The sequence below is a fragment of the Streptomyces sp. PCS3-D2 genome, from assembly GCF_000612545.2.
GTDB lineage: Bacteria > Actinomycetota > Actinomycetes > Streptomycetales > Streptomycetaceae > Streptomyces.
Genome location: NZ_CP097800.1, coordinates 4296224 through 4318596 on the forward strand (window position 1 = coordinate 4296224; position 22373 = coordinate 4318596).

Consider the following 22373-nt stretch of genomic DNA (forward strand, 5'->3'; position numbering starts at 1 on the left):
GCCGGTACGGGCCGCACTCACGCCGTGTGCGGGGATCCCACCAGCGTCGGGGTCATGTCCAGGCTCGGCTCGCCCGGCTGCGCCACGAGACGCCCGGACTGCACGATCTGGAAGGTGACCCGTCCGTTGACGATGCGGGGGAAGCCGGCGACGGCGCGCATGTCCTGGTAGCGCCAGCTCAGGTCCGGGGTGAGGCCGCCGGTCTGCACGGGCTGGGACTCGTTCAGCGAGCGCTTGACCCTGTGGGCGTCGACGGCCTCGTCCGGGTCGAGGCGCTTCACGATCTCGCTCAGCACCGTGTACGCGATCCAGGTGGTCTGCGCGCCGGTGTCGTCGGGGTCGACGGTGTCGTCGCCGAAGGCGAAGTCGTTGACGACCTTGCGCATCGGCTCCCAGGCGGGATCGGAGGCCACCGGGTACCAGCCCGTGAGGTAGGCGCCCTCGAAGGGGCTCTCCCGGCCGCCCGTGCGGTCCACCAGGGACTGGCTGACACTGCCCAGTACGGAGGAGATCTGCGGCTTCCTGCGCTGCGGTTCGGTGCGGCGGAACGCGTCGAAGAACGTCTCGGTGCGCTCGCCGAGGACCGCGGTCACGCAGCCCCTCTCCTTCTCCTTTTCCTTCTCCTTTTCCTTCTCCTTGCCGGTGCCGGTGCCGGTGAGGTGCGCGAGTGCCGCGCTCGCCTGCGGATTGAAGTCGGCGGAGTCCTCGGCGGCCCGGATGTCGGCGGCGTCGGCCATCTTGTTGGCCCGCAGTCCGGCGTTGAGCAGGACCGGCAGCGTGTCGCCCGCGATGGTGTCGGGGCGGACCAGCGCGACCTGGTCGCAGACGCGGCCGAGCTGGTGGCCGGCGCCCGCGATCAGGACCGACTGGCCGCCGTTGACCGGGTAGGAGAGCGGGGACTGGAACTCCTCGGAGGAGACCCCGTAGCCGCCGATGAAGGGAATTCCCTCCACCTCCAGGGGGGCCATGAAGGCGCGTCCGTGCTGGCTGTAGGAGCCCACGACGGCGACGGCCTTCTCCGCGACCGCTTCGCGGGCGCAGTCGGCGGCGCCGCTGGGCGTGTTCTTCTCGTTGCAGGTCAGTACGCGTAGTTTGTGGCCGTTGATTCCACCCTGGGCGTTCACCCAGCGCTCGTAGGCTTTGGCCATTCCGGTCATACCGGGCATGTTCGTGGCGCCGGTCCCTTCCGGGGCGAACGTCATGACGGTGATGGTGCCGCCGGACCCCCCCGAGCCCCCGGGGAGAGTCCCGCACCCGGCCACGAGGCATGCACCCATCGCCGTGGCCGCGAAGGTGCGGGAGAGGGACACTGCGCGTCGCGAGATGGTCATGTCCAAGCACCATTCCGCCCCACCGGTAACTGTCGAGTGAGACGGACACAACATTCGGTGACGTCGAGGTGAATTGCGGGGGCGCCGTCGCACGCGGGCCCTTCAAGATCGCACCGAACGGGAACGTACGATCGAAAGCGTGACATTCGCCCAAGGTTCGAAGAACTCTTCCAAACGCGGCGGCCGCTCCTCCACCATGGGCGGCATGCCCCTGAACGACATGCCGTGGTGGCGCTGGCGCAGCAACGTGCGCTCGGCGCTGCACATGCTTTCCGATCCGGCCTTCCACGAGGACACCTGGCTGGCCGGCGGCGAAGGGTACGGCGACGTCACCGACGCCGTCTACCGGCTCGTCGAGGACACCTGGCTCGACAGCTGGTCGGCCGAGAAGTACGTCGGCACGATCTTCCGCGACTCGCAGGAGGCGGCCCTCGTGGACCTCGCCGTGCTGCGCGTGCTCCGGATCCTCCACCAGGTCGGCCCCGACGCACCCGTCTCGGTCTACCTGGAGCACCACGCGTGGCCCGAGGCCGTCCGCGCCGCACGCGAGGCGCACGTACGGCTGGCGCAGGCCGACGGGGACGACCCGGACGTACGGCCCACCTCGCTGGAAGCGTTGAGGATGCTCACCCGCGCGGTGTGAAAGGCTGTGCGGTCATGAGCGACCCGCACAACGAGGCCCAGGCCCAGCAGCAGCCCCAGTACGTCCTGACCGTGTCATGCCCCGACAAGCAGGGCATCGTGCACGCCGTGTCGAGCTACTTGTTCATGACCGGCTGCAACATCGTGGACAGCCAGCAGTTCGGAGACCGGGAGACCGGGCTCTTCTTCATGCGGGTGCACTTCGAGGCCGAGCCTGCGGTGACGGTGGAGAAGCTGCGGGCGAGCTTCGCCGCCATCGGCGACTCCTTCAAGATGGACTGGCAGATCCACCGCTCCGAGGAGCGCATGCGGATCATCCTGATGGTGTCCAAGTTCGGGCACTGCCTCAACGACCTGCTCTTCCGCTCGCGGATCGGGGCGTTGCCGGTCGAGATCGCGGCCGTGGTCTCCAACCACACCGACTTCGCCGAACTGGTCGCCTCCTACGAGGTGCCGTTCGTGCACATCCCGGTGACGAAGGACACCAAGGCCCAGGCGGAGGCCCAGCTGCTGGAACTCGTACGCGCGGAGAACGTCGAGTTGGTCGTGCTGGCGCGGTACATGCAGGTGCTGTCGGACACCCTCTGCAAGGAGCTGAGCGGGCGGATCATCAACATCCACCACTCCTTCCTGCCGAGCTTCAAGGGCGCCAAGCCGTACCACCAGGCGCACGCGCGCGGTGTGAAGCTGATCGGTGCGACCGCCCACTACGTGACGGCGGACCTCGACGAGGGGCCGATCATCGAGCAGGAGGTCGAGCGGGTGGGCCACGAGGTCACCCCGGACCAGCTGGTGGCCGTCGGCCGCGACGTGGAGTGCCAGGCGCTCGCGCGCGCGGTGAAGTGGCACAGCGAGCACCGCGTGCTGCTGAACGGCTCCCGCACCGTCGTCTTCGCCTGACGTACGGGCCGCGCGCGGGTGGTGACCCGCGCGCCGCAGGCGCCGGCGGGCAGGGGCCGGCAGACCGGGACGGCCGGCCCGTGACCGGCGGCGGCCGGCACCGGCCCGCAGTGCGCCTGGGCCCGCGGTGCGCCTGGGCCCGCAGTGCGCCGTGCGCGGGGCGAGGGCAGGACCGCGCGCCGGGGCGGGGGACCGTGCCCCGGATCCCGGTCCGCGGACCGAGGTACGGCACCACCCGGTCGGCCGGCCGGTCCGTCACCGCCCGGCGGGCGGCGCGGCGTCGGGTACTCCGTCCGCTCGGTACGCTCCGCCGGTCCGCGCGGGCTCGCCGCAGGCGTTACGCGTCGGGGGCCTCCACACCGCAGTACCCCGCGAAGGCGGCCAGGATCTCGTCCTCCGAGATGCGACCGTCGCCGTCGGTGTCCAGGGCGAGTGCCACCTGCTCGGCGATTTCGGGCGGGGTGCCGAGGACGCGCAGCACCCGGGCCGCTGCCTTCGGCGTCGCGCCGGCGCCGTCCTCGTCCGCCACCGCGATCACGGCCCGCAGGAACGGGCGGGCGATCTCCGCGAACCGCTGCGGGTTGTCGCGCAGCCGCTTGGCCGCACCGGTGATGAACTCCTCGCGGGACACCCGCTGGTCCCCGTCGACGTCCGCGATCCCGGCCATGCCCTGCCAGAACGCCTCGGCTCCGCCGAAGACGGCCTGACCCTTCTCCGACCTTGCGGTGGTACCGAATTCGGCCAGGACGGCCTTCGCGGCCGTGCTGAAGTCCTCCCGGTCGATGAAGCCGGACCCGTCCTGGTCGAAGGTGGCGAATCGGGCGGCGATCTTGCGCTCGTATTCTGCGCTGTCCATATGCGGCGTTCCACCTTCACGTGTGCGTGGGGTTGAGATCAAGACAAGGCAGGAGCGTAAGGCCTCGGTGGCCTGCACGTTAAGCGAAGCGGTCAAGCAGGCGGCCGCATCGAACCCGCGCACGGGGAGCGCGGCGGGGCGCGTACGCGTGTACCCATGTGCCCTCGACCGCACCAACGTTCACGCCCTGCGACGCCCCTATCACGCAGGGCGCACTTCCGAGGGGAGCTTCGGCCAAAACAGGCGCGATCGGCCATGTGCCCACTACATTCGATGCGTCGACACACGGCTGGGGGCACTTATGCCGAAGGACGTACCACCGCGGTGGGACCGCCGCATGCAGCAGCGCCTCGCCCGTGGCGAGGCCGCCGCGCTCGGCGAGCTCTACGACCGGTTCGCCTCGCTCGTGCACAGCCTGGCGCACCGCGTGCTGGGCGACGAGAAGGCGGCGGACCGGATCACCCGCGAAGTCTTCGGCTACATCTGGGAGAACCCGGACGCCTACGACCCCAAGCAGGGCTCCATGCGCTCCTGGGTCGCCCGGATCACCCAGGGGCAGGCAGTGGCCCGGCTGCGCCAGGCCGAACTGGGCCGGGGCTCCCGCGAGGAGCTGGAACAGAAGGTGCGCAGCGCCAACGCCGCCGCCCGCGCCGACTACATCGTCACCTCCATGCCCGCGCCGCTGCGGGCCGCCCTGGAACTCGCGTACTTCAAGCGGCGCGACTACCGGCAGGCCGCCGCCGACCTCCAGATCAGCGAGGACGAAGCGCGCCGCAGGCTCCGTCTCGGGCTCCAGCTGCTGTCGACCGCCAACGCCCTCCCGCAGGAGGACACCGCCCCGCCCGGTTACGGCCCGCGCGAATACGGAACACCCCGATGAACGGCCCCGCCCAGTCGCCCGACGACGGATACGAACGTCCCGGCGGCCAGGCGCGCATACCGGGCCCGCGCGGAGCCGCCGACGACCTCGACCCGGCACACGCGCCCCGCCCCCTGCCGCTGTCGCCGCCGACGGAGCCGGCACCGCCGCCGGCGCCGCCGCCCTCGCACGCCGTGCTGAAGTCCCTGCTCGGCGCGTGGGCTCTCGCCGCGTGCTCGGCCGAGGAGACCCGGGCGGTCGAGGACCACCTCACCGAGTGCGCTCCCTGCGCCGAGGAGGCGCTGCGACTGCGCGACGCGGTCGGGCTGCTGCACCCGGAGGAGAGCCTCGACCTCAAACCCCTGCTGCGCTCGCGGGTTCTGGAAGACTGCCTCGGCAAGCGGCCGGCCCGCATTCCGGTGCCGTCCTGGGCGAGTTCGTACGACACCGAGGCCGCGCGGCTGGACGCACTGCTCCAGGACTTCGGCGACTCCGAGTGGCACACCCCGGTGCGCCTGAAGTGGTTCGAGGAGGAACGCAGCCGGTCGCAGCGGACGACGGTCGCGGGTGTGATCGGACACCTCATGACGGTCGACGGGCTGATCGCCATGGCTCTCGGTCTGGACGACCCGCTGGGCGCGGAGGCGCCGCCGGGAGGTCCGACCGCACGGACGGAGTACTTCTGGGGCGCGTCGCCGTACCCGACGACCCGGCGGGTGCGCGAGCCGTGGCGAGAACAGAGCCACACCCTGGTCCGCACGGTGTCCTTCGCAGGTCGTGGTGTCGCCGAACTCGCCGTGGACTACGGCGGTTTCGCCCTTCCGCTCGGTGACGCCTTCCTGGAGCGGGCCTTCGAGTGCTGGGTGCACGCATGGGACATCGCGGACGCGGTGGACTACCCGTACGAGCCGCCCTCCGGGCCCCACCTGCACGGGATGATCGACCTTGCGGCGCGGCTGCTGCCGGGCGCGCTGGCGCAGCGGCGGCGCGCGGGCCTGGCCGCCCCGGCGCGGGGCCTGGTCGCGGCGGGAAGTCCCGGGCGGACCCTGCACCTGGAGATCGAGGGTGCGGGTGGCGGCGGCTGGGACATCGCGCTGGACTCGCCGGGAGCGATGCCGTCGCCGGAACGCACGGTGGCGGAGATCGCCCTGGACGGCATCGAGTTCTGCCAGCTGGCCGCGGGCCACATCGCCCCGGAGGACGTGGCGGCGGGCCAGCACGGCGACCGCGAGGCGATCCGCGACGTCCTCTTCGCGGCGGCCTCCCTGAGCCGCCTGTAGGGGGTACGTACCCCCGAACCCAGCGCCTCCGCCCCACCAGCATCCGCCGTGCTCCGACCCCGCCCCGCCCCCTACGCGTATCGCTCGCGCAGCTTGTACTTCAGGACCTTGCGCAGGGCCTCGTTGCGGGGGAGGGCTTCCAGGAGCTCCAGTTGTTCGGGGAGTTTGTGGGGGGACAGGCCTTCGGCGCGGAGGTACGACGTGACCTGGGGGAGGGTCAGGGGAGGCGCTCCCTCGGGCTGTTCGACGACCGCGCAGACGCGTTCGCCCCGGCTCTGGTCCGGGAGGCCGATGACCGCCACGTCCGCGACGCCCGGGAGGCGGTGGAGGAGGTCCTCGATCTCCTTGGCGGAGATGTTCTCGCCCTTGCGGATGATGACGTCCTTGCTGCGGCCGGTGAGGACGAGGTAGCCCTCCTGAGTGAGGTGGCCGAGGTCGCCGGTGATCAGGTAGCCGTCGGGGTCGAAGGCTTCGGCGGACTGGCCACCGTCCAGGTAGCCCTGGCAGACCGCCTCGCCGCGCAGTCGCACCTCGCCGTCGGTGTTCGGAGGCAGCGGGGTGCCGTCCGGGGTGGTGATGCGGATGGACATGCCCTCCGGGGGCCGCCCCTCCGTGGTGGCGAGGTGCTCGGGGGTGTCGTCGGGGGCGCCCATGGTGATCATGGGGACTTCGGTCATGCCGTAGCCATGGGTGAGCTGGCAGCCCAGTTCGCGGACCACGGCGTGGTAGATCTCCGGCGGTTTGGGGGCGCCGCCGCCCGCGAGGAGGCGGAGGGTCGGGATGAGGGGGACGTCCGGGTCCTTGCGCTGCTCGGTGAGGAACATCGAGTAGAAGGCGGTCGATCCGCCGGCCACGGTGACCCCGTGGCGGCGGTAGCCGTCGAGGGCGTCCGGCATGGCGAACTTCTCGAAGAGGACCGCGGGAAAGCCGTAGAGCAACAGCATCACGGTGTAGTCCGGTCCGGCGATGTGCGCGAAGGGGAAGGCCATCGAACCGACGTCGGACGGGGTCAGGTGCAGGGAGTGCGCGAGGCAGGAGCCGCCCGCGATGAGGGAGCGGTCGGTGTGCAGGACGCCCTTGGGGTCGGAGGTGGTGCCGGAGGTCCAGTAGATCCAGCGGACGTCGGTGCCGGTGGCGGGCGGTGGGGGCAGTACGTCCGGGTCGCCGTCCGGGAGGGAGTCGTAGGCGTCGAAGACGCCGCGGGCGCCGAGTCGCCGGGCCATGGCGGGGTAGTCGTGGCCGCGCCACACACCGGGTGTCGCGAAGAAGCCCGCCTTGGACTCGCGCAGCGCGAAGCCGACCTCGCGGTCCCGGTAGAAGGGGATGACCGGCGTCTGGACGGCGCCGATCCGGGCCAGGGCGACGGTGAGCAGCACGGTCTCGATGCGGGTGGGGAGCTGCCAGGCGACGACGGTGCCGGGGCGTACTCCCATGTCGTGGAGGCCCGCGGCGACGCGCTCGGCGCGGTCGCGCAGTTCTCCGAAGGTGAGCGTGCGGTCGGCTGCGGGGTCCTCGGCCGCTTCGATGAGGACGGTGGTGTCCGGGGTGAGTGCGGCCCTGCGGGTGACGAGCTCCCACAGGGTGCGGGAGCGGCTCAGTTCTGTCGCGGTCGCGGTGTCCGTCATCCCGGACCTCCCCCTCGCTGTAGCTGACGGTTAGTCAGATCAAGCGCAGAGCGTAGAGCGCGTGCGCTTGTCGGTCCAGGGGTGGCGGGGCTAGCTTGTTTCTGACGATCCATCAGATCGCTTGGACCGGCCCCCTCGGACCGGCCTCGGACCGGCACCGGATTGGGGAGCCCATGGAACTTCCTCGGATCATCAGCGTCGACGACCACGTGATCGAGCCCGCGCACCTGTTCGACGTCTGGCTGCCCGCGAAGTACCGTGACCGCGGCCCCAAGGCGCTCACGGCCGGCATCGGCGAGCTCCAGTACACGGGCGGCAAGTACGTGATCTCCATGGACCCGGACGGCCCGCCGACCGACTGGTGGATCTACGAGGACCTGAAGTTCCCGTACAAGCGCAACATCGCCGCCGTCGGCTTCGACCGCGACGACATGACCCTGGAGGGGATCACCCGTGAGGAGATGCGCCAGGGGTGCTGGGACCCCAAGGCGCGCCTCGCCGACATGGACCTCAACCACGTCGAGGCCTCCCTGTGCTTCCCGACCTTCCCGCGCTTCTGCGGGCAGACCTTCGCCGAGGCGCACGACAAGGAGGTGGCCCTCGCCTGCGTGCGCGCCTACAACGACTGGATGGTCGAGGAGTGGTGCGGCGACAGCGGCGGCCGGCTGATCCCGCTGTGCATCGTCCCGCTGTGGGACATCGACCTGGCGGTGGCCGAGGTCCGGCGCAACGCCGCCCGCGGGGTGCGCGCCGTGACCTTCTCCGAGATACCGACCTACCTGGGGCTTCCGTCGATCCACTCCGGCTACTGGGACCCCTTCTTCGCGGCCTGCCAGGAGACCGGGACGGTGGTCAACATGCACATCGGGTCCAGTTCGCAGATGCCCGCCGCCTCCCCGGACGCGCCGCCCGCCGTCCAGGCCTCGCTCAGCTTCAACAACGCGATGGCCTCGATGATGGACTTCCTCTTCAGCGGCGTGCTGGTGACGTTCCCGAGGCTCAAGCTGGCCTACAGCGAGGGGCAGATGGGTTGGATCCCGTACGCCCTGGAACGTGCGGACGACGTGTGGCGGGAGCACCGGGCGTGGGGCGGGGTGCGCGACCTGATTCCCGAGCCGCCGTCGACGTACTACTACCGGCAGATGTTCTGCTGCTTCTTCCGCGACAAGCACGGCATCGCCTCGCTCGACGTCGTCGGCCGCGACAACGCGACCTTCGAGACCGACTACCCGCACGTCGACTCGACCTTCCCGCACACCAAGGAGGTCGCCCTGGACCACGTGCGGGGGCTGGACGAGGAGACCGTCTACAAGCTGATGCGCGGCAACGCCATCCGCATGCTCGACCTCGACCTGGACCGCGGCGCGGACCGCAACCTCGACCGCAGTCGGAACACGGGCGGGAACACGGTCCGCTGATGGACCTGACCTACACCGACGAGGAGCAGGACTTCCGGGCGCGTCTGCGCGCGTGGCTCCTCAAGGCCCTGCCCGAGCTGCCCGCCAGGCCGTCCCCCGACGACTGGCCCGGCCGGCGCGCCTACGACCTGGGCTGGCAGCGCAGGCTGTACGAGGCCGGGTACGCCGGACTGCACTGGCCGGTGGACGCGGGCGGCCGCGGCGCCACCCCGACCCAGCACCTGATCTTCCTGGAGGAGACGGAGCGGGCCGGGGCCCCGTATGTGGGCGCGAACTTCGTCGGTCTGCTGCACGCCGGCCCGACGGTCGCCGCAGAGGGGACGGCGGAGCAGCGGGCGCGCTGGCTGCCGCCCGTCCTGCGCGGCGAGGAGGTGTGGTGCCAGGGCTTCAGCGAGCCGGACGCGGGCTCCGACCTGGCCGCCCTGCGCACGCGCGCGGTCCGCGACGGTGACGACTACGTGATCAGCGGCTCGAAGATCTGGACCTCGCACGCGGAGGTCGCCGACTGGTGCGAGCTGCTCGTGCGCACGGATCCCGGGGCGCCCAAGCACCGGGGGATCTCCTGGCTGGCCATGCCGATGGACGCGCCGGGGGTGACGGTACGGCCGTTGCGCACGCTCGCCGGATCCACCGAGTTCGCCGAGGTCTTCCTCGACGAGGTGCGCGTCCCGGTGGCCAACCGGGTGGGCGCGGAGAACGACGGCTGGCGGGTCACCATGGTCACGCTGTCCTTCGAGCGGGGCACCGCATTCGTCGGCGAGGTCGTCGCGTGCCGCCGGACCCTGCGCGAACTGGCCCGGACGGCGAAGGCGAACGGTCGTTGGGACGACCCGGTGCTGCGGCGCCGACTGGGCCGGCTGCACGGCGAGTTCGGCGCGCTGTGGCGGCTGACCCAGTGGAACGTCAGCGAGTCGGAGCGCTCCGGCGGGGTGCCGGGCGTTGGAGGGTCGGTCTTCAAGCTCGCCTACTCGCACGCCCGCCAGGATCTGTACGACGTGGCGGCCGAGGTGCTGGGGGCTTCGGCGCTGTCCCTGGACGAGGAGTGGGTGCAGGGCCGGCTCTCCGGCCTCTCGTACACGATCGCGGCGGGCACCTCGCAGATCCAGCGGAACATCGTCGCCGAGCGGATCCTCGGCCTCCCGAAGGGCCGGTGAGGGGCGTGGACTTCCAGCCGACGCAGGACCAGAGGGACCTGAGGTCGGGCGTACGAGCCCTGCTGGAGGGCCGGTACGGCCGCCGGGAGCTGCGGGCGGCGGTGGAGGCGGGCGCGGCCGTGGACCGCGGGCTGTGGCGCGAGCTGGGGGAGGCGGGCCTCTTCGCGCTGCGGCTGGCGGAGTCCGAGGGCGGAGTGGGGCTGGCGCTGCCGGAGGCGGTGATCGCCTTCGAGGAGGCCGGGCGGGCCCTGGTGCCGGGGCCGCTGGTGGCGACGCACTTGGCGGCCGGGGTGGTGCCGGGGGCCGCGGCGGGAACGGCCGTGGTGACCGCGTTCGACCTGGGCGGGGACCTGGTGGCGTACCTGGGCGAGGCGGACGCGGTGCTGGGGGCGGCCGCGCTCCCGGAGGGTGAGCCGGTGCGGGCGGTGGACCCGCTGACGCCGTTGCACCGGGTGGTGCGACCGGACGGCGTCCACCTGGACGCGTACGTGCCGCAGGGGGCGCTGCTGACGGCCGCGCTCCAGGTCGGGAGCGCGCTGCGGACGCTGGAGCTGGCAGTGCGGTACGCGGGGGAGCGCGAGCAGTTCGGGCAGCCCGTCGGGGCGTTCCAGGCGGTCAAGCACCTGTGCGCGCAGATGCTGGTGCGGGCGGAGGTGGCCCGTACGGCGGTGTACGCGGCGGCCGTGACCGGGGACCGGGGGGAGGCGGCGGGCGCGAAGCTGCTCGCGGACGGGGCGGCCGTGCGCAACGCACGGGACTGTCTGCAGGTGCACGGGGGGATGGGCTTCACCTGGGAGGCGGACGTGCACCTGCATCTGAAGCGGGCCTGGGTGCGGGCCGAGCAGTGGCGGACGGCGGCGGAGGCGGAGGAGCTGCTGGCGGAGGAGCTGCTGGATTCGGCGGGCTGACCGACGGGATGGCCAGGGGGTGACCGGCGGGGTGATCGGCGGGGTGACCGGCCGGGGGAGCGGCGGTGTGTGGCGTGTGACGGGTGGGTCGAGAGGGGCACGGGAGCAACGACGCGGGACGCATGTCCGATTACAGAGAGTTGATATCGGTTTGTGTCCTTCGCCCACCCCGTTACGGCCCGGAGTCGGGCGGCTGCTCCGGTACGCTCCGACGAATGCGAGCGGTTGAGCGGCGTGAGCGTCGCACAGTATGCATCACGCCCACTCCTTCGCGCGTGAATATGCCCGAAGCGCTTGTTGTGGTGACTGTAGGTCAACCATGCTGCTACGGAAGGGGGTCACGTTCGGTGATCCCGTCCTGTCGCGAGGCGAAGTGTCCGCCGGTTCGGATGGTGTGAGCGGTGCAGGTGCTTCAGGTTCAGCTGGAAGTAGGTGTGGATCCGGCCGAAGTCGGCCGGGCCCGACGGTGGGCGCGGTCCCGGCTCGCGGGGTCGGGCATAGGGGATGACGAACCGCTCGCCGAGACGCTGATCCTGCTGATCTCCGAGCTGGTCACGAACGCCGTCGTGCACACGGGCTGTCCGGCCGTGCTGCGCATGCTGTTCGGGGGGCCGGGGGTGCGGGTCGAGGTGGCCGACGCCAGCGACCGGGCGCCGGCCCGCCGGCAGGCATGCGGCGAGGACACGGGCGGGCGCGGCCTGGAGCTGGTGGACGGACTCGCGGACCGGTGGGGTTGGCAACGCGAGGGTGCCGGCAAGCGGATCTGGTGCGAGGTCGACCGCTGCCACAAGGAGGAGGCGGACGCCGCGACGAGCAGTGCGTCGGACGAAGCCTCCTGCCGCCCTGCCGAAGTTCACACTCCGGGGCGGGAACCGCGCGTGTACCTCTAACGAGGTGTTGACGGTTCGTCACCCGTTGATCACCCTGGTGTCGAGCGATTCGACGCGAGGGGACGCCAAGGACACGCCTTGACGAGTGCGGGTCGCCGGGTGGCGGCTGCCGTGCCGTGCTCGGGGCGTGCATGCGCGCCGCCGCCACCCGCAGTACACCGCGGCGCGCGCCGCGGCCCGGCGATCCGGGTGGCGGAGTGCGGCGGCGCCGGGTCGGAGCTCAGCCGTCGGTGCAGATCACGTCGTAGGGGCGGCCCACGGCGATGGTCAGCCGGATGGGGTTCGTGGTGCCGGAGGGGCACTCCTCCTTCGTCTCGACCAGGCCGAGCACCTTCTGCGCGCCCGAGCTGCCGCAGGGGACCTCCTTCGCCTGGGAGGTCACGCAGTCGCCCTTGACGAGCTGGCCGCCGCCGGCTCCCGCGTCGCCGGGGTGGTCGTTGGACAGGTTGCGGCCGCAGACGGTGTTGGTGGGGATGCCGCTCGACGCGCCGCCGTTGTAGGAGATGCTCACCTCGATCATCACGTCGGTGCCCGGCGGGCACTGGATGGAGCCCGGCAGGAAGCTGGCGTCCTTGATGTCGATGGCCTTGAAGGAGGCTCCGGAGTCGGAGCAGCCGGTCCGCTTGTACGCGTCGGCGCCCTTGGAGGGGTCGGGGCCGCCGCAGTCGCCGACCTTCCAGGCGCCGGAGGTGTCGGAGGAGGACTCGGGGGAGCCGGGGTCCTTGGCGGTGGGCTTGGCGGAGGGCGACGCGGACGCGGACACCGAACCGGACGGCTTGCCGTCGTCCTCGCGCAGCACCTTGGAGGCGCCGTAGGCGCCGCCGACGACCAGGGCGAGGACGAGGAAGACGACGAACTTGTTGCTCCCGCGCCGCTGCGGGGCCCCCGGGGTGAAGGGCGGCGGCTGTGGGGGTGGGGGCGCCTGGTACGGGTTGGACATGTGCTTCTCCAGCGCTGGGGGTGGTGAGGAGCGGGGGGTGACGCGAGAACGGTGACGCGTCATGGACACAACATGGTTCCCATCCGGTGCGGGCCCCGGCCGCCGGGTGCTCCCGCCCTCGCCCCCGCCCCCTGCGCGGACGCGTCTCAGAGGACGGCCACCGGGGCCACCGGGGTGCCGGTGCCGCCGACGAACGGCTCCGCCATGGCGGACAGGAGGAAGGCGTACCGGCCTTCTTCCGCACAGGCCGTGGACAACCCCTCCAGGTTCCAGTTCTGGCCCTGGTGCATGCCCATCTCCACCAGGTCCAGGGCGTGGACCGGCAGCCACAGATTCTCGATCTCCGGCGGGAAGATCTCGAAGGTCAGGGTGTCGTTCGCGACGGCCGCCACGTCCCGCGCGTGGAACCACTCGGGTGTGCGGACGGACAGCCCGGGGGACGGGAAGCCGTAGCCGTGCTTGTCGCCCGCCAGGTAGACCTGGATCTGGCCGGTGCGCACCAGGACGATGTCGCCGGGGCGGACGGCGACCCGGCCGAACTCCTCGGCCTCCGCCAGGTCCGCCGGGGTCACCGCGTGGCCGCCCGGCAGCCGGTCGAGGCCCTTGGCGCGGGCCACGTCCAGGAGCACCCCGCGCGAGACGATGGGGGCGGCCTTGTCGATGCCGCTGAACTCGGCCCGCCCGTGCGCCGTGATGGTGCCCGCCAGGCGGCCGTTGTAGATCCGGCCCGAGTGCGAGACGTGGGTGAGGGCGTCCCAGTGGGTGCCCGCCTGGAGGCCCATGCTGACGGCGTCGTCGCTGCACGCCACCGTGCCCGGTCCGAAGAGCTCCTGGTTGATCTGCACCATGGTGTGCAGCGGGTTGATCCGACCGGGGATCATGCCGACCTGGACCCCGTCCTCCTTCAGGGGCAGTGCGAGGGGGATGCGGAGGCCGCTGCGGATCTCCGCGGCCGCGCGCCGCACGACGTCGCCGGTGATCAGGTTCAGGGTGCCGGTCTCGTCGTCGGCGCCCCAGCGACCCCAGTTGTTGACGCGCTTGGCGATGTCGTGGAACTCGGCGGGCAGGGTCATGGGCTTCGACAGCTCCTTGGGTGAATGCGGCAACGAGGTCTTGTGCACGTGCATCCGGCTACCCATAGAATCTAACGGTCCGTCAGAAAACGCGGGAAGGGGCCGGGCGTGGGGAAGTTCTTGGCAGGCAGGGTCGTCGCCGTCACCGGCGCCGGCCGGGGCATCGGGCGGGCCGTGGCACTCGCCGCGGCCGCCGAGGGCGCCAAGGTCGTCGTCAACGACTACGGCGTCGGCATCGAGGGCGTAGAGCCCACCAGCGAGATAGCCGACGGCGTCGTCAAGGAGATCCTCGCCGCCGGCGGGGAGGCCGTCGCGGTCGCCGACGACATCTCGACCATGGCGGGCGGCCAGCGCGTCGTCGACACCGCTCTCGCGCGGTACGGGCGCCTCGACGGGGTCGCCTGCGTCGCCGGCATCCTGCGCGAACGGATGCTGTTCAACATGAGCGAGGAGGAGTGGGACCCGGTTCTCGCCACCCACCTCAAGGGCACCTTCACCGTCTTCCGCGCCGCCTCCGCCGTCATGCGCCGCCAGGGATCGGGCACCCTGATCGGCTTCACCAGCGGCAACCACCAGGGCTCGGTCGCCCAGGCCAACTACAGCGCCGCCAAGGGCGGGATCATCTCCCTCGTCCGCTCCGCGGCCCTGGGCCTGGCCAAGTACGGGGTCACCGCCAACGCGGTCGCGCCCGTCGCCCGCACCCGCATGTCCGCGAACGTCCCCATGGAGCTCAAGGAGATCGGCGAGCCCGAGGACGTCGCGGCGCTGGTCACCTACCTGCTCTCCGACAAGGCCGTCGCCATCGGCGGTGAGCGGATCACCGGGCAGGTCTACACGATCGCCGGCCCGAAGATCGCCGTCTGGGCGCAGCCGCGCGAGCTGCGCGCCGGATACGCCGAAGGCTCCTGGACCCCGGAGAAGATCGCTGACTTCCTGCCCGGGACGGTCGGCACGGACCCCATGCCGATGCTGGCGCAGCTCGACGCCATGGCCAAAGCGGCATCCGCCAAGGACCGTCCCAACGCCTGACGGGGGGCGCGGCATGGATTTCGGCTTCGGGACCGAGGACGAGGAACTGCGCGGACGGGCCCGCGCGTGGCTGGCCGAGCACCTCGTGGGCCCGTACGCGCACGCCGTCGGCCTCGGCGGGCCGGGCAGCGAGCACGAGGGCGTGGAGGCCCGGCGCGCCTGGGAGCGGGAGCTCGGCCGCGGCGGCTGGATCGGGCAGGGTTGGGAGGCTCCGGAAGGGACGTACGGGCAGCGGCGGCTCTCACTGACCGGGCAGGTGGTGTGGGCCGAGGAGTACGCGGCGCTGCGCGCCCCCGGCCGGGTCGGCCACATCGGCGAGAACCTCCTCGCGCCCACCCTGATCGCCCACGGCAGCCGGGAGCAGCAGCGCCGCTTCCTGCCCGCCATCGCGCGCGGCGAGGAGCTGTGGTGCCAGGGCTACAGCGAGCCGGGCGCAGGCTCCGACCTGGCGGGCATCCGCACCGCGGCCGTCCGCGACCCGGCCGACGGGCTCTACCGCGTCACCGGGCAGAAGATCTGGACCTCCCTGGCCCGGGAGGCCGACTGGTGCTTCGTCCTCGCCCGCACCGAGCCCGGGTCGAAGCGTCACCGCGGGCTGTCCTTCCTGCTCGTACGGATGGACCAGCCCGGCCGCGTGGAGGTACGGCCGATCCGGCAGATGTCGGGGACCGCGGAGTTCAACGAGGTGTTCTTCGACGGGGCGGTGGCTGCGGAGACCGTCGGCGGGGAGGGCGACGGCTGGACCGTGGCCATGAGCCTGCTCGCCCTGGAACGGGGGGTGTCCACGCTGGTTCAGCAGATCGGCTTCGCGGCCGAGCTGGAACGGGTCCTCGGCCGGTACGCCGCCTCGGGCACGGCCGACCCGGTGGTCCGCGACCGCCTCGTACGGCAGTGGGCCGAGCTGCGCACCATGCGCTGGAACGCGCTGCGGACCCTGGGCGCGCAGGGCGGTCCGGGCGCGCCCAGCGTGGCCAAGCTGCTGTGGGGCGGCTGGCACCGGCGGCTCGGGGAGCTGGCGGTGGAGGTCCGGGGGGCGGCGGCCGCGGCCGGGCCGGGCAGCTGGGAGCCGGAGCTCCCGTACGAGCTCGGACTCGACGAGGAGCAGCGCCTGTTCCTGTTCACCCGCGCCGACACGATCTACGGCGGTTCGGACGAGATCCAGCGCAACATCATCGCCGAGCGCGTGCTCGGCCTGCCGAAGGAGTCCAGGTGAGAGGCGTCGTGTTCGACGGCAAGCAGGCCCGGGTGGTCGACGACCTGGAGGTCCGGGATCCGGGGCCGGGGGAGGTGCTCGTCGCGATCGGCGCGGCCGGGCTGTGCCACAGCGACCTGTCGGTGATGGACGGGACGATCCCGTTCCCGCCGCCGGTGGTGCTCGGGCACGAGGGCGCCGGGGTCGTGGAGGCCGTCGGCGAGGGCGTCACGCACGTGGCCCCCGGCGACCACGTGTCGCTGTCCACACTGGCCAACTGCGGGGCGTGCGCGGACTGCGACCGGGGCCGGCCGACGATGTGCCGCAAGGCGATCGGGGCGCCCGGGCAGCCGTTCTCGCGGGGCGGCACGCCCCTCTTCCAGTTCGCCTCGAACTCCGCCTTCGCGGAGAGGACGATCGTCAGGGCCGTGCAGGCGGTGAAGATTCCGGCCGACATCCCGCTGACGTCGGCGGCGCTGATCGGCTGCGGGGTCCTGACCGGGGTGGGCGCGGTCCTCAACCGGGCCCGCGTCGACCACGGCGAGACGGTGGTCGTGATCGGCACCGGCGGCATCGGGCTCAACGTGCTCCAGGGCGCCCGGATCGCCGGCGCCACGACGATCGTGGCGGTCGACGCCAATCCGGCGAAGGAGGCGGTGGCGCGAAAGTTCGGGGCCACGCACTTCGTCGACGCGTCCGCGGTCGCCGACTCCTCGGCCGCGGTCCGCGAGATCCTGCCGACCGGCGCGGACCACGCCTTCGAATGCGTGGGCAACGTCACGCTGATCCGCCAGGCCGTGGACCTCCTCGACCGGCACGGTCAGGCGGTGCTGCTCGGCGTCCCCGGCTTCACGGAGGAGGCGTCCTTCCGCGTCTCGTCCATGTACCTCGACAAGACGATCATGGGCTGCCGGTACGGCTCCTCGCGCCCGCAGCGCGACATCGCCCTGTACGCGGAGCTCTACCGGCAGGGCCGGCTGCTGCTGGACGAGCTGGTGACCGAGGTCTACCCGGTCGAGGACTTCGCGAAGGCCGTCGACGACGCCCACCACGGGCGGGTGGCCCGCGGGGTGCTCACCTTCTGAACCGCCGCCGGCGCCGGCCGCCGGTCCGCCCCCGGGGACGGACCGGCGGCCGGCGTTCTGCTGCCGGTGGCGCCGCGCCGGCCGGGCGGTACGGCGCTCGTCACTCGGCGAGGCGGCCGAAGCGACCCTTGTGGAAGAGGAGCGGATCGCCCTCCCCTGCCGCACCCATGGCCACGACCCGGCCCACGACGATGAGGTGGTCGCCGCCCGTGTGGACGGCGTGGATCCGGCAGTCGATCCATGCGGGCACGGCGGCGAGCCGCGGGGACCCGGTGACGGGGGCCGGGGTGTGGGCCACCCCGGCGAACTTGTCCGCGCCGCTGACGGCGAAGGCCCGACACAGCTCGCTCTGCTCGGCTCCCAGGATGTTGACGCAGAACACCCCGGCGCGGGCGATCCGCGGCCAGGTGGTCGAGGTGCGGGCCACCATGAAGGTGACCAGGGGAGGGTCCAGGGACAGCGAGGCGAAGGACTGGCAGGCGAACCCGGCCGGCCCGTCCGTTTCCTGGTCCGCGTCCCCGTCCCGGCCCCCGTCCCCGTCCCGGTCCCGGTCCGCCTCCCCACCGGGCGGCGCGGTGATGACCGTGACACCGCTCGCGAAGTTCCCCAGGACGGTCCGGAACTCGGCCGGACCGACCGGCGCGCGCTCGTCGTCGCCGACGGCCCGCAGATCGGGACGCGGGAGGGCGTCGACGGACTCGGGGTCCCGCTGTGCCGAGGCGGCGGTGGGGGAGCCGGCTGACCTGAGGTATCGGACGACGGTGGCCGCCATCCCTGCGTGTCCCATCACACCTCCGATTGAAACTGACGGTTCGTCAGATGTGAAGGGGTGGGCGGCCACCCCTTCGGTACCGGGCCCGACGCTGGTCACCGCGGACGCACCCGCACGGGTGAAACCGGCCGTGCGGGCGGGGGCGTGGGCGCAGTCGGCGAGGCAGGCTCGGCATCGTGGCAGCGACCCGTACCGCCGCCGTACCCCGGGAGGGCCCATGCTCGGCACCGACTTCCGCACCGGATCACCCAACTGGCTCGACCTCGGGAGCCCCGACACCGGAGTGGCCGCCGCGTTCTACGGCGCCGTCTTCGGCTGGGAGTTCGTCTCCGCCGGACCTGAGGCCGGCGGGTACGGCTTCTTCCGGCAGGACGGCAAGACCGTCGCCGCCCTCGGACCGCTCACCGAGGAAGGCGCCCGCTCGGCCTGGATGCACCACTTCATGACCCCCGACATCGAGGCCACCACCCAGGCCGTACGGGCGGGCGGCGGGACGGTCCGGACGGAGCCCATGGACGTCATGGGAGAGGGCCGGCTGGCGCAGTTCACCGACCCGCAGGGCGCCGAGTTCGCCTGTTGGCAGCCGGGAAACACCGCTGGCTTCGAGGTCGCCTCCGCCGAGAACACGCTGGTCTGGGCGGAGCTCCACGTACCCGACCCGGTCGCCGACATCGCCTTCTACGCCGGGCTGTTCGGATGGCGCCACGCCGAGATGCAGGTTCCCGGCATGACGTACCGGGTCCTGAGCACCGCCGACGGTGACCTGGCGGACGCCTCCTTCGGCGGGGTCGCACCGCTCGGCGAGGGCGCGGGCGGCGGTGACGGCGGCGACGCCCGCTGGGTGCCCTACTTCCATGTGAGCGACGTCGACGCCACCGCCGCCCGGGCCGAGGAGAGCGGCGGGACCGTCCTGATGCCGGCCGCCGACGTACCGGACGTCGGGCGGATCGGCTGGCTCGCGGACCCCTTCGGCGCGGTGTTCGCGCTGTTGCGGCCCGAACCGCGCAGCTAGTGAGTGCGGTGACCGGGAAGGCTCGCCGCCGCACGGCCCCGGCACGGCACCTCGCTGTGTTGTCGGACCGCGCGAGTACGCCGAGGCCGCGGGGCGGAGCCGGCGTTGGTCAGCGGCCCCGGTAGGTGGGCGCGCGGCGCTCCACGAAGCTCGCCACGCCCTCGTTGGCGTCGGCCGTGGTCATGATGATCTCCTGAGCGGCGGCCTCGGCGGCCAGCGCGGCCGCCCGGTCCCCGTCCAGAGAGGCGTTGACCAGTTGCTTGGTCATGGCCAGGGCCCGGGTCGGGCCCTGGGCCAGCCGCTCGGCCCATTCCCGGGCGGCCGCCTCCAGCTCCTCCGCCGGAACCACCCTGTTCACGAGGCCGAGCCGCTCGGCCTCGGCCGCCGGGACGGCGTCGCCGAAGAACATCAGCTCCTTCGCCTTCTGCGGGCCGAGCAGGCGGGGCAGCAGGTACGCGCCACCACCGTCCGGGACCAGGCCGCGGCGCACGAACACCTCGATGAAGCGGGCCCCTGCGGCGGCGATGACGAGGTCGCAGGCGAGGGCGAGGTGCGAACCGATGCCGGCGGCCGTGCCGTTGACCGCGGCGATCACCGGCTTCTCGCAGTCGAGCACCGCGGTGATCAGACGCTGCGCGCCGAGGCGGATCATGCGGGCCACGTCCCCGGCGACGCGATCGCCGCCGGTCACGGGGCCGCCGCGCAGATCGGCACCCGCACAGAAGCCCTTGCCGGTGGCGGTCAGGACGACCGCCCGGACGGCGGGGTCGGCGGTGGCCTCGGCGAGCAGCGCGATGACGCGCTCGCGCTGGTCCCAGGTGACGGCGTTCATCGCCTCGGGGCGGTTGAGGACGATCCACGAGACGTTGTTCTCGGTGCGGTGGAGGACATCGTCCTCGGGTGCGGCGGTCATCGCGTAGCTCCCGTTCGGTGCGGCCGGGCCGGCCGGTGCGGCATCAGCGGCAGATGGCGAGGGCGTCCAGGGCGACCGCGCCCTGGCCGCGGGGGAGGACCATCAGCGGGTTGATGTCCAGTTCGGAGAGCTCGTCGCCGAACTCCAGCGCCATGCGCTGCACCCGGAGGACGACCTCCACCAGCGCGTCCGTGTCGGCCGGGGGCGCACCCCGGACGCCCTCCAGGAGGGCGTGGCCGCGCAGCTCCGTGAGCATCGCGCGGGCCTGGTCCTCGCCGAACGGGGGGACGCGGACCGCCGCGTCGTCCAGGACCTCGACGAGGACGCCGCCCAGTCCGACGGTGACGGTCGGCCCGAAGAGGTCGTCCTGGGTGACCCCGACGACCATCTCCACGCCACGTTCCACCATCTGGCAGACCAGGATCCCGTCGAGCGGGACGTTCTCGTACCGCGCGATGTCCGTCAGTTCCCGGTACGCGTCGCGGATCTGGCTCGCGGAAGTCAGGCCGATCTTCACCAGGCCCAGTTCGGTCTTGTGGCCGAGCTGCGGGCCGGAGGCCTTCATCACCACCGGGTAGCCGACCAGCCCGGCGGCCCGTACGGCCGCCGCCGCGCTCGTCACCAACTGCTCGCGGGGCACGCGTATCCCGTAGGCGCGCAGCAGCTGCTTCGCGGCGTGCTCGCTGAGCTGCTGTCCCGGCCGCATGAGGGCCTGCGCCTTGCGGTACGAGGGCGACGGCGTGCGCGGTGCGTCTTCGAAGGGCGAGCGGTAACGGGTGGTGAAACGGTGGTGGCCGAGGTAGGCGCGTACGGCGGTGATGCAGTTACCGAAGGTGCGGAAGGTGGCCACCTTGGAGGAGCCGAGGAGGGTGGTGCGGTAGGCGTCCTCGGTGCCGACCGGGGAGCCCCAGATCACGCAGACCAGCTTGTCGGTCTGCTCGGCGGCGTCCACCAGGTCCTGCGCGAGCCTGTCGCTCATCGGCGGGAAGGGGCCGGTGATCGGACAGATGAGGACCCCCACCGAGGGGTCGGCGAGGAGCGCGTCGATGATCTTCCGGCCGCGCCAGTCGCCGACGGGGTGGCCGCCGTTGTCGACGGGGTTGGCGACGTTCAGGTACGGCGGGATCCACTGGTGGAGTTCGTCCTGCTTGGCCTGCGGGAGGGTGGGCAGGGTCAGCCCCGCCTCGGTGGCCAGGTCCGAGAAGTGCGCTCCGGTGCCGCCGGAGATGGAGTACACGACGACGCCGTCGGCCTGCGGCCTGCGGGCCCGGGCGAGGAGGGCCGCCGTGTCCTGGAGCTCGTCGAGGCCGTCGACGCGGATCACGCCGAACTGGCGCATGGCGGCGTCCACGACGGTGTCGGCGCCGGTCAGCTTCCCGGTGTGGGAGGCGGCCATGCGGGCGCCGGTCTCGGTGCGGCCGACCTTGACGGCGACGACGGGGACGCCGTTGCGGGCGGCCCGGTCGGCCGCCAGGAGGAAGGACCGGCCGTCTTTCAGGCCCTCGACGTAGCAGGCGATGGCGCCGACCTCGGGCTGCTGGGCGAAGTAGGAGATGAAGTCGGCGGTTTCCAGGTCCGCCTCGTTGCCGGTGGGCGCCCAGTGGGAGAGGCGGATGCCGAGCTCCTGGAGGGTGTGGACGGGGCGGCCCTGGTGGCCGGACTGGGTGATCAGGGCGATCGCCGGGCCGTCGAGGTCGTCACGGAACTCCTCGAAGGCGTTGAGGTTGGTGTTCGGGCCCAGCAGGCGCAGGCCGGAGCGCTGCACGGCGGCGGCGAGGCGCTCCTGGGCCGCGGCGCCCGCGCCGCCGGTCTCCGCGAAGCCGGAGGCGAAGGCGACGGCGAACTTCACCTTGGTGTCGGCGAGTTCCTCGATGACCGGCAGCGGGTCGGAGACCAGCAGGACGGCGAGGTCCACGTGTTCGGGCAGGTCGGCGACGGAGGCGTGGCACGCCAGCCCGAAGACGGCGGGGCGGGTGGGGTGCACCGGGTGGATCCGGGCGCCGACGCGCTCCGCCCAGGCGATGAGCTGGCGGGTGATCCCGGTGTTGGGTCGGCCCTCGGCGTCGGAGGCGCCGACGACCGCGACGGACTGGGGCCGGAAGAACCGGTCCAGGTCGGGCACGTCGGCGTGCAGCGGCCGCCCGCTGACGTCCAGGGGGATCGCGTCGTCGGCGGAGGGCGCCGCCGACGAATGGACGGCCGTCCGGGGGGTCTCCCCGCAGGCCTCGACGCGTGCGCGGAAGTCGGTGGTGAGGGTGCCGTGAGTAGATCCAAGCATCGTTCCGCCCGCTCCTGCTCGATGAACCTCGATGGAACTCAATAACTGACGTGTAGTCAGATTACTGAACTGACGTGCCGTCAGGAACAGTGCTGCGCGGGAAAGCTGATGGAGGTGGTGTGGTGAACGGTCGCAGATCGCCGCGGAGCGGGTCCAGAGCGCACTTCCGGCCGAGATCACCCGCCCGGGCACGCCTGGACCGTGCCCGGGCCACGC

The 22373-nt window shown here is 72.3% G+C and carries 20 protein-coding genes; 12 read left to right on the top strand and 8 right to left on the bottom strand.

The features are described from left to right. Positions 1–17 precede the first annotated feature (17 nt). A complete protein-coding gene (locus AW27_RS18980) occupies positions 18–1331 on the bottom strand; it encodes an ABC transporter substrate-binding protein (RefSeq protein WP_037924865.1) in 1314 nt (437 codons plus the stop codon). Between the two features lie 196 nt (positions 1332–1527). On the opposite strand from AW27_RS18980, the gene AW27_RS18985 reads away from it, so the two are divergent. Further along, complete coding sequence (locus AW27_RS18985; RefSeq protein ID WP_037924868.1) at positions 1528–1974, top strand: SCO4402 family protein; 447 nt, start codon at positions 1528–1530, stop codon at positions 1972–1974. A 14-nt stretch (positions 1975–1988) separates the two neighbouring features. Continuing rightward, positions 1989–2873: a formyltetrahydrofolate deformylase gene (gene purU / locus AW27_RS18990; protein WP_037924870.1), complete on the top strand. Its 885-nt coding sequence runs from the start codon at positions 1989–1991 to the stop codon at positions 2871–2873. Between the two features lie 337 nt (positions 2874–3210). On the opposite strand, the gene AW27_RS18995 is transcribed toward purU, so the two are convergent. Then, on the bottom strand, positions 3211–3729 hold the full coding sequence (locus tag AW27_RS18995) for an EF-hand domain-containing protein (protein WP_037924872.1): 519 nt from the start codon (positions 3727–3729) through the stop codon (positions 3211–3213). A gap of 301 nt (positions 3730–4030) precedes the next feature. On the opposite strand from AW27_RS18995, the gene AW27_RS19000 reads away from it, so the two are divergent. Together AW27_RS19000 and AW27_RS19005 are read left to right on the top strand one after the other, a co-directional pair. Then, positions 4031–4609, top strand: coding sequence for a sigma-70 family RNA polymerase sigma factor (locus tag AW27_RS19000; protein ID WP_037924874.1), 579 nt, complete (start codon positions 4031–4033; stop codon positions 4607–4609). After that, a complete protein-coding gene (locus AW27_RS19005) occupies positions 4606–5868 on the top strand; it encodes a zf-HC2 domain-containing protein (RefSeq protein WP_037924877.1) in 1263 nt (420 codons plus the stop codon). The genes AW27_RS19000 and AW27_RS19005 overlap by 4 nt, the downstream gene beginning before the upstream one ends. Before the next feature lie 71 nt (positions 5869–5939). Here the strand turns inward: AW27_RS19005 and AW27_RS19010 are convergent, their stop codons facing one another. Then, positions 5940–7493 (bottom strand): class I adenylate-forming enzyme family protein, encoded by a 1554-nt coding sequence (locus AW27_RS19010; protein ID WP_037924880.1) that lies wholly within the window; start codon positions 7491–7493, stop codon positions 5940–5942. Positions 7494–7666: 173 nt separating this feature from the next. Here AW27_RS19010 and AW27_RS19015 point away from each other — a divergent pair, with 173 nt between their 5' ends. From AW27_RS19015 to AW27_RS19030, 4 genes are all read left to right on the top strand, one after another. Next, entirely contained in the window at positions 7667–8911 is a 1245-nt protein-coding gene (locus tag AW27_RS19015) for an amidohydrolase family protein (protein WP_037924882.1), read from the top strand. Beyond that, positions 8911–10065, top strand: coding sequence for an acyl-CoA dehydrogenase family protein (locus AW27_RS19020; RefSeq protein ID WP_037924884.1), 1155 nt, complete (start codon positions 8911–8913; stop codon positions 10063–10065). The genes AW27_RS19015 and AW27_RS19020 overlap by 1 nt, the downstream gene beginning before the upstream one ends. 5 nt (positions 10066–10070) lie before the next feature. Further along, the gene (locus AW27_RS19025) at positions 10071–10973 is read left to right on the top strand and encodes an acyl-CoA dehydrogenase family protein (RefSeq protein WP_037924887.1); all 903 of its coding nucleotides are present in this window, start codon (positions 10071–10073) and stop codon (positions 10971–10973) included. 401 nt (positions 10974–11374) lie between these two features. Then, the gene (locus AW27_RS19030) at positions 11375–11863 is read left to right on the top strand and encodes an ATP-binding protein (RefSeq protein WP_037924889.1); all 489 of its coding nucleotides are present in this window, start codon (positions 11375–11377) and stop codon (positions 11861–11863) included. 220 nt (positions 11864–12083) lie between these two features. On the opposite strand, the gene AW27_RS19035 is transcribed toward AW27_RS19030, so the two are convergent. Together AW27_RS19035 and AW27_RS19040 are read right to left on the bottom strand one after the other, a co-directional pair. Beyond that, a complete protein-coding gene (locus AW27_RS19035; RefSeq protein ID WP_052031073.1) occupies positions 12084–12803 on the bottom strand; it encodes a hypothetical protein in 720 nt (239 codons plus the stop codon). 146 nt (positions 12804–12949) lie between these two features. Then, on the bottom strand, positions 12950–13876 hold the full coding sequence (locus AW27_RS19040; RefSeq protein ID WP_037924891.1) for a cyclase family protein: 927 nt from the start codon (positions 13874–13876) through the stop codon (positions 12950–12952). A 108-nt stretch (positions 13877–13984) separates the two neighbouring features. On the opposite strand from AW27_RS19040, the gene AW27_RS19045 reads away from it, so the two are divergent. Genes AW27_RS19045 through AW27_RS19055 form a run of 3 tightly spaced genes read left to right on the top strand, consistent with a single transcriptional unit; the run spans position 13985 to position 17182 of the window. Next, on the top strand, positions 13985–14905 hold the full coding sequence (locus tag AW27_RS19045) for an SDR family oxidoreductase (protein WP_037924894.1): 921 nt from the start codon (positions 13985–13987) through the stop codon (positions 14903–14905). A 13-nt stretch (positions 14906–14918) separates the two neighbouring features. Continuing rightward, a complete protein-coding gene (locus tag AW27_RS19050) occupies positions 14919–16118 on the top strand; it encodes an acyl-CoA dehydrogenase family protein (protein ID WP_037924896.1) in 1200 nt (399 codons plus the stop codon). Next, positions 16115–17182 (top strand): Zn-dependent alcohol dehydrogenase, encoded by a 1068-nt coding sequence (locus tag AW27_RS19055; RefSeq protein WP_037924898.1) that lies wholly within the window; start codon positions 16115–16117, stop codon positions 17180–17182. The genes AW27_RS19050 and AW27_RS19055 overlap by 4 nt, the downstream gene beginning before the upstream one ends. 100 nt (positions 17183–17282) lie before the next feature. On the opposite strand, the gene AW27_RS19060 is transcribed toward AW27_RS19055, so the two are convergent. Further along, positions 17283–17969, bottom strand: a complete 687-nt coding sequence (locus AW27_RS19060; protein ID WP_236647733.1) for a flavin reductase family protein — start codon at positions 17967–17969, stop codon at positions 17283–17285. Between the two features lie 202 nt (positions 17970–18171). Here AW27_RS19060 and AW27_RS19065 point away from each other — a divergent pair, with 202 nt between their 5' ends. Beyond that, positions 18172–18966 carry a VOC family protein gene (locus tag AW27_RS19065; protein ID WP_037924903.1) on the top strand — a complete coding sequence of 265 codons (795 nt, stop codon included), beginning with the start codon at positions 18172–18174 and terminating at the stop codon, positions 18964–18966. Positions 18967–19075: 109 nt separating this feature from the next. Here AW27_RS19065 and AW27_RS19070 read toward each other — a convergent pair whose 3' ends face one another. Both AW27_RS19070 and AW27_RS19075 read right to left on the bottom strand, forming a co-directional pair. Then, complete coding sequence (locus AW27_RS19070; protein ID WP_037924906.1) at positions 19076–19879, bottom strand: enoyl-CoA hydratase/isomerase family protein; 804 nt, start codon at positions 19877–19879, stop codon at positions 19076–19078. Between the two features lie 43 nt (positions 19880–19922). Continuing rightward, the gene (locus tag AW27_RS19075) at positions 19923–22157 is read right to left on the bottom strand and encodes an acetate--CoA ligase family protein (protein ID WP_037924908.1); all 2235 of its coding nucleotides are present in this window, start codon (positions 22155–22157) and stop codon (positions 19923–19925) included. Between the last annotated feature and the right edge of the window lie 216 nt (positions 22158–22373).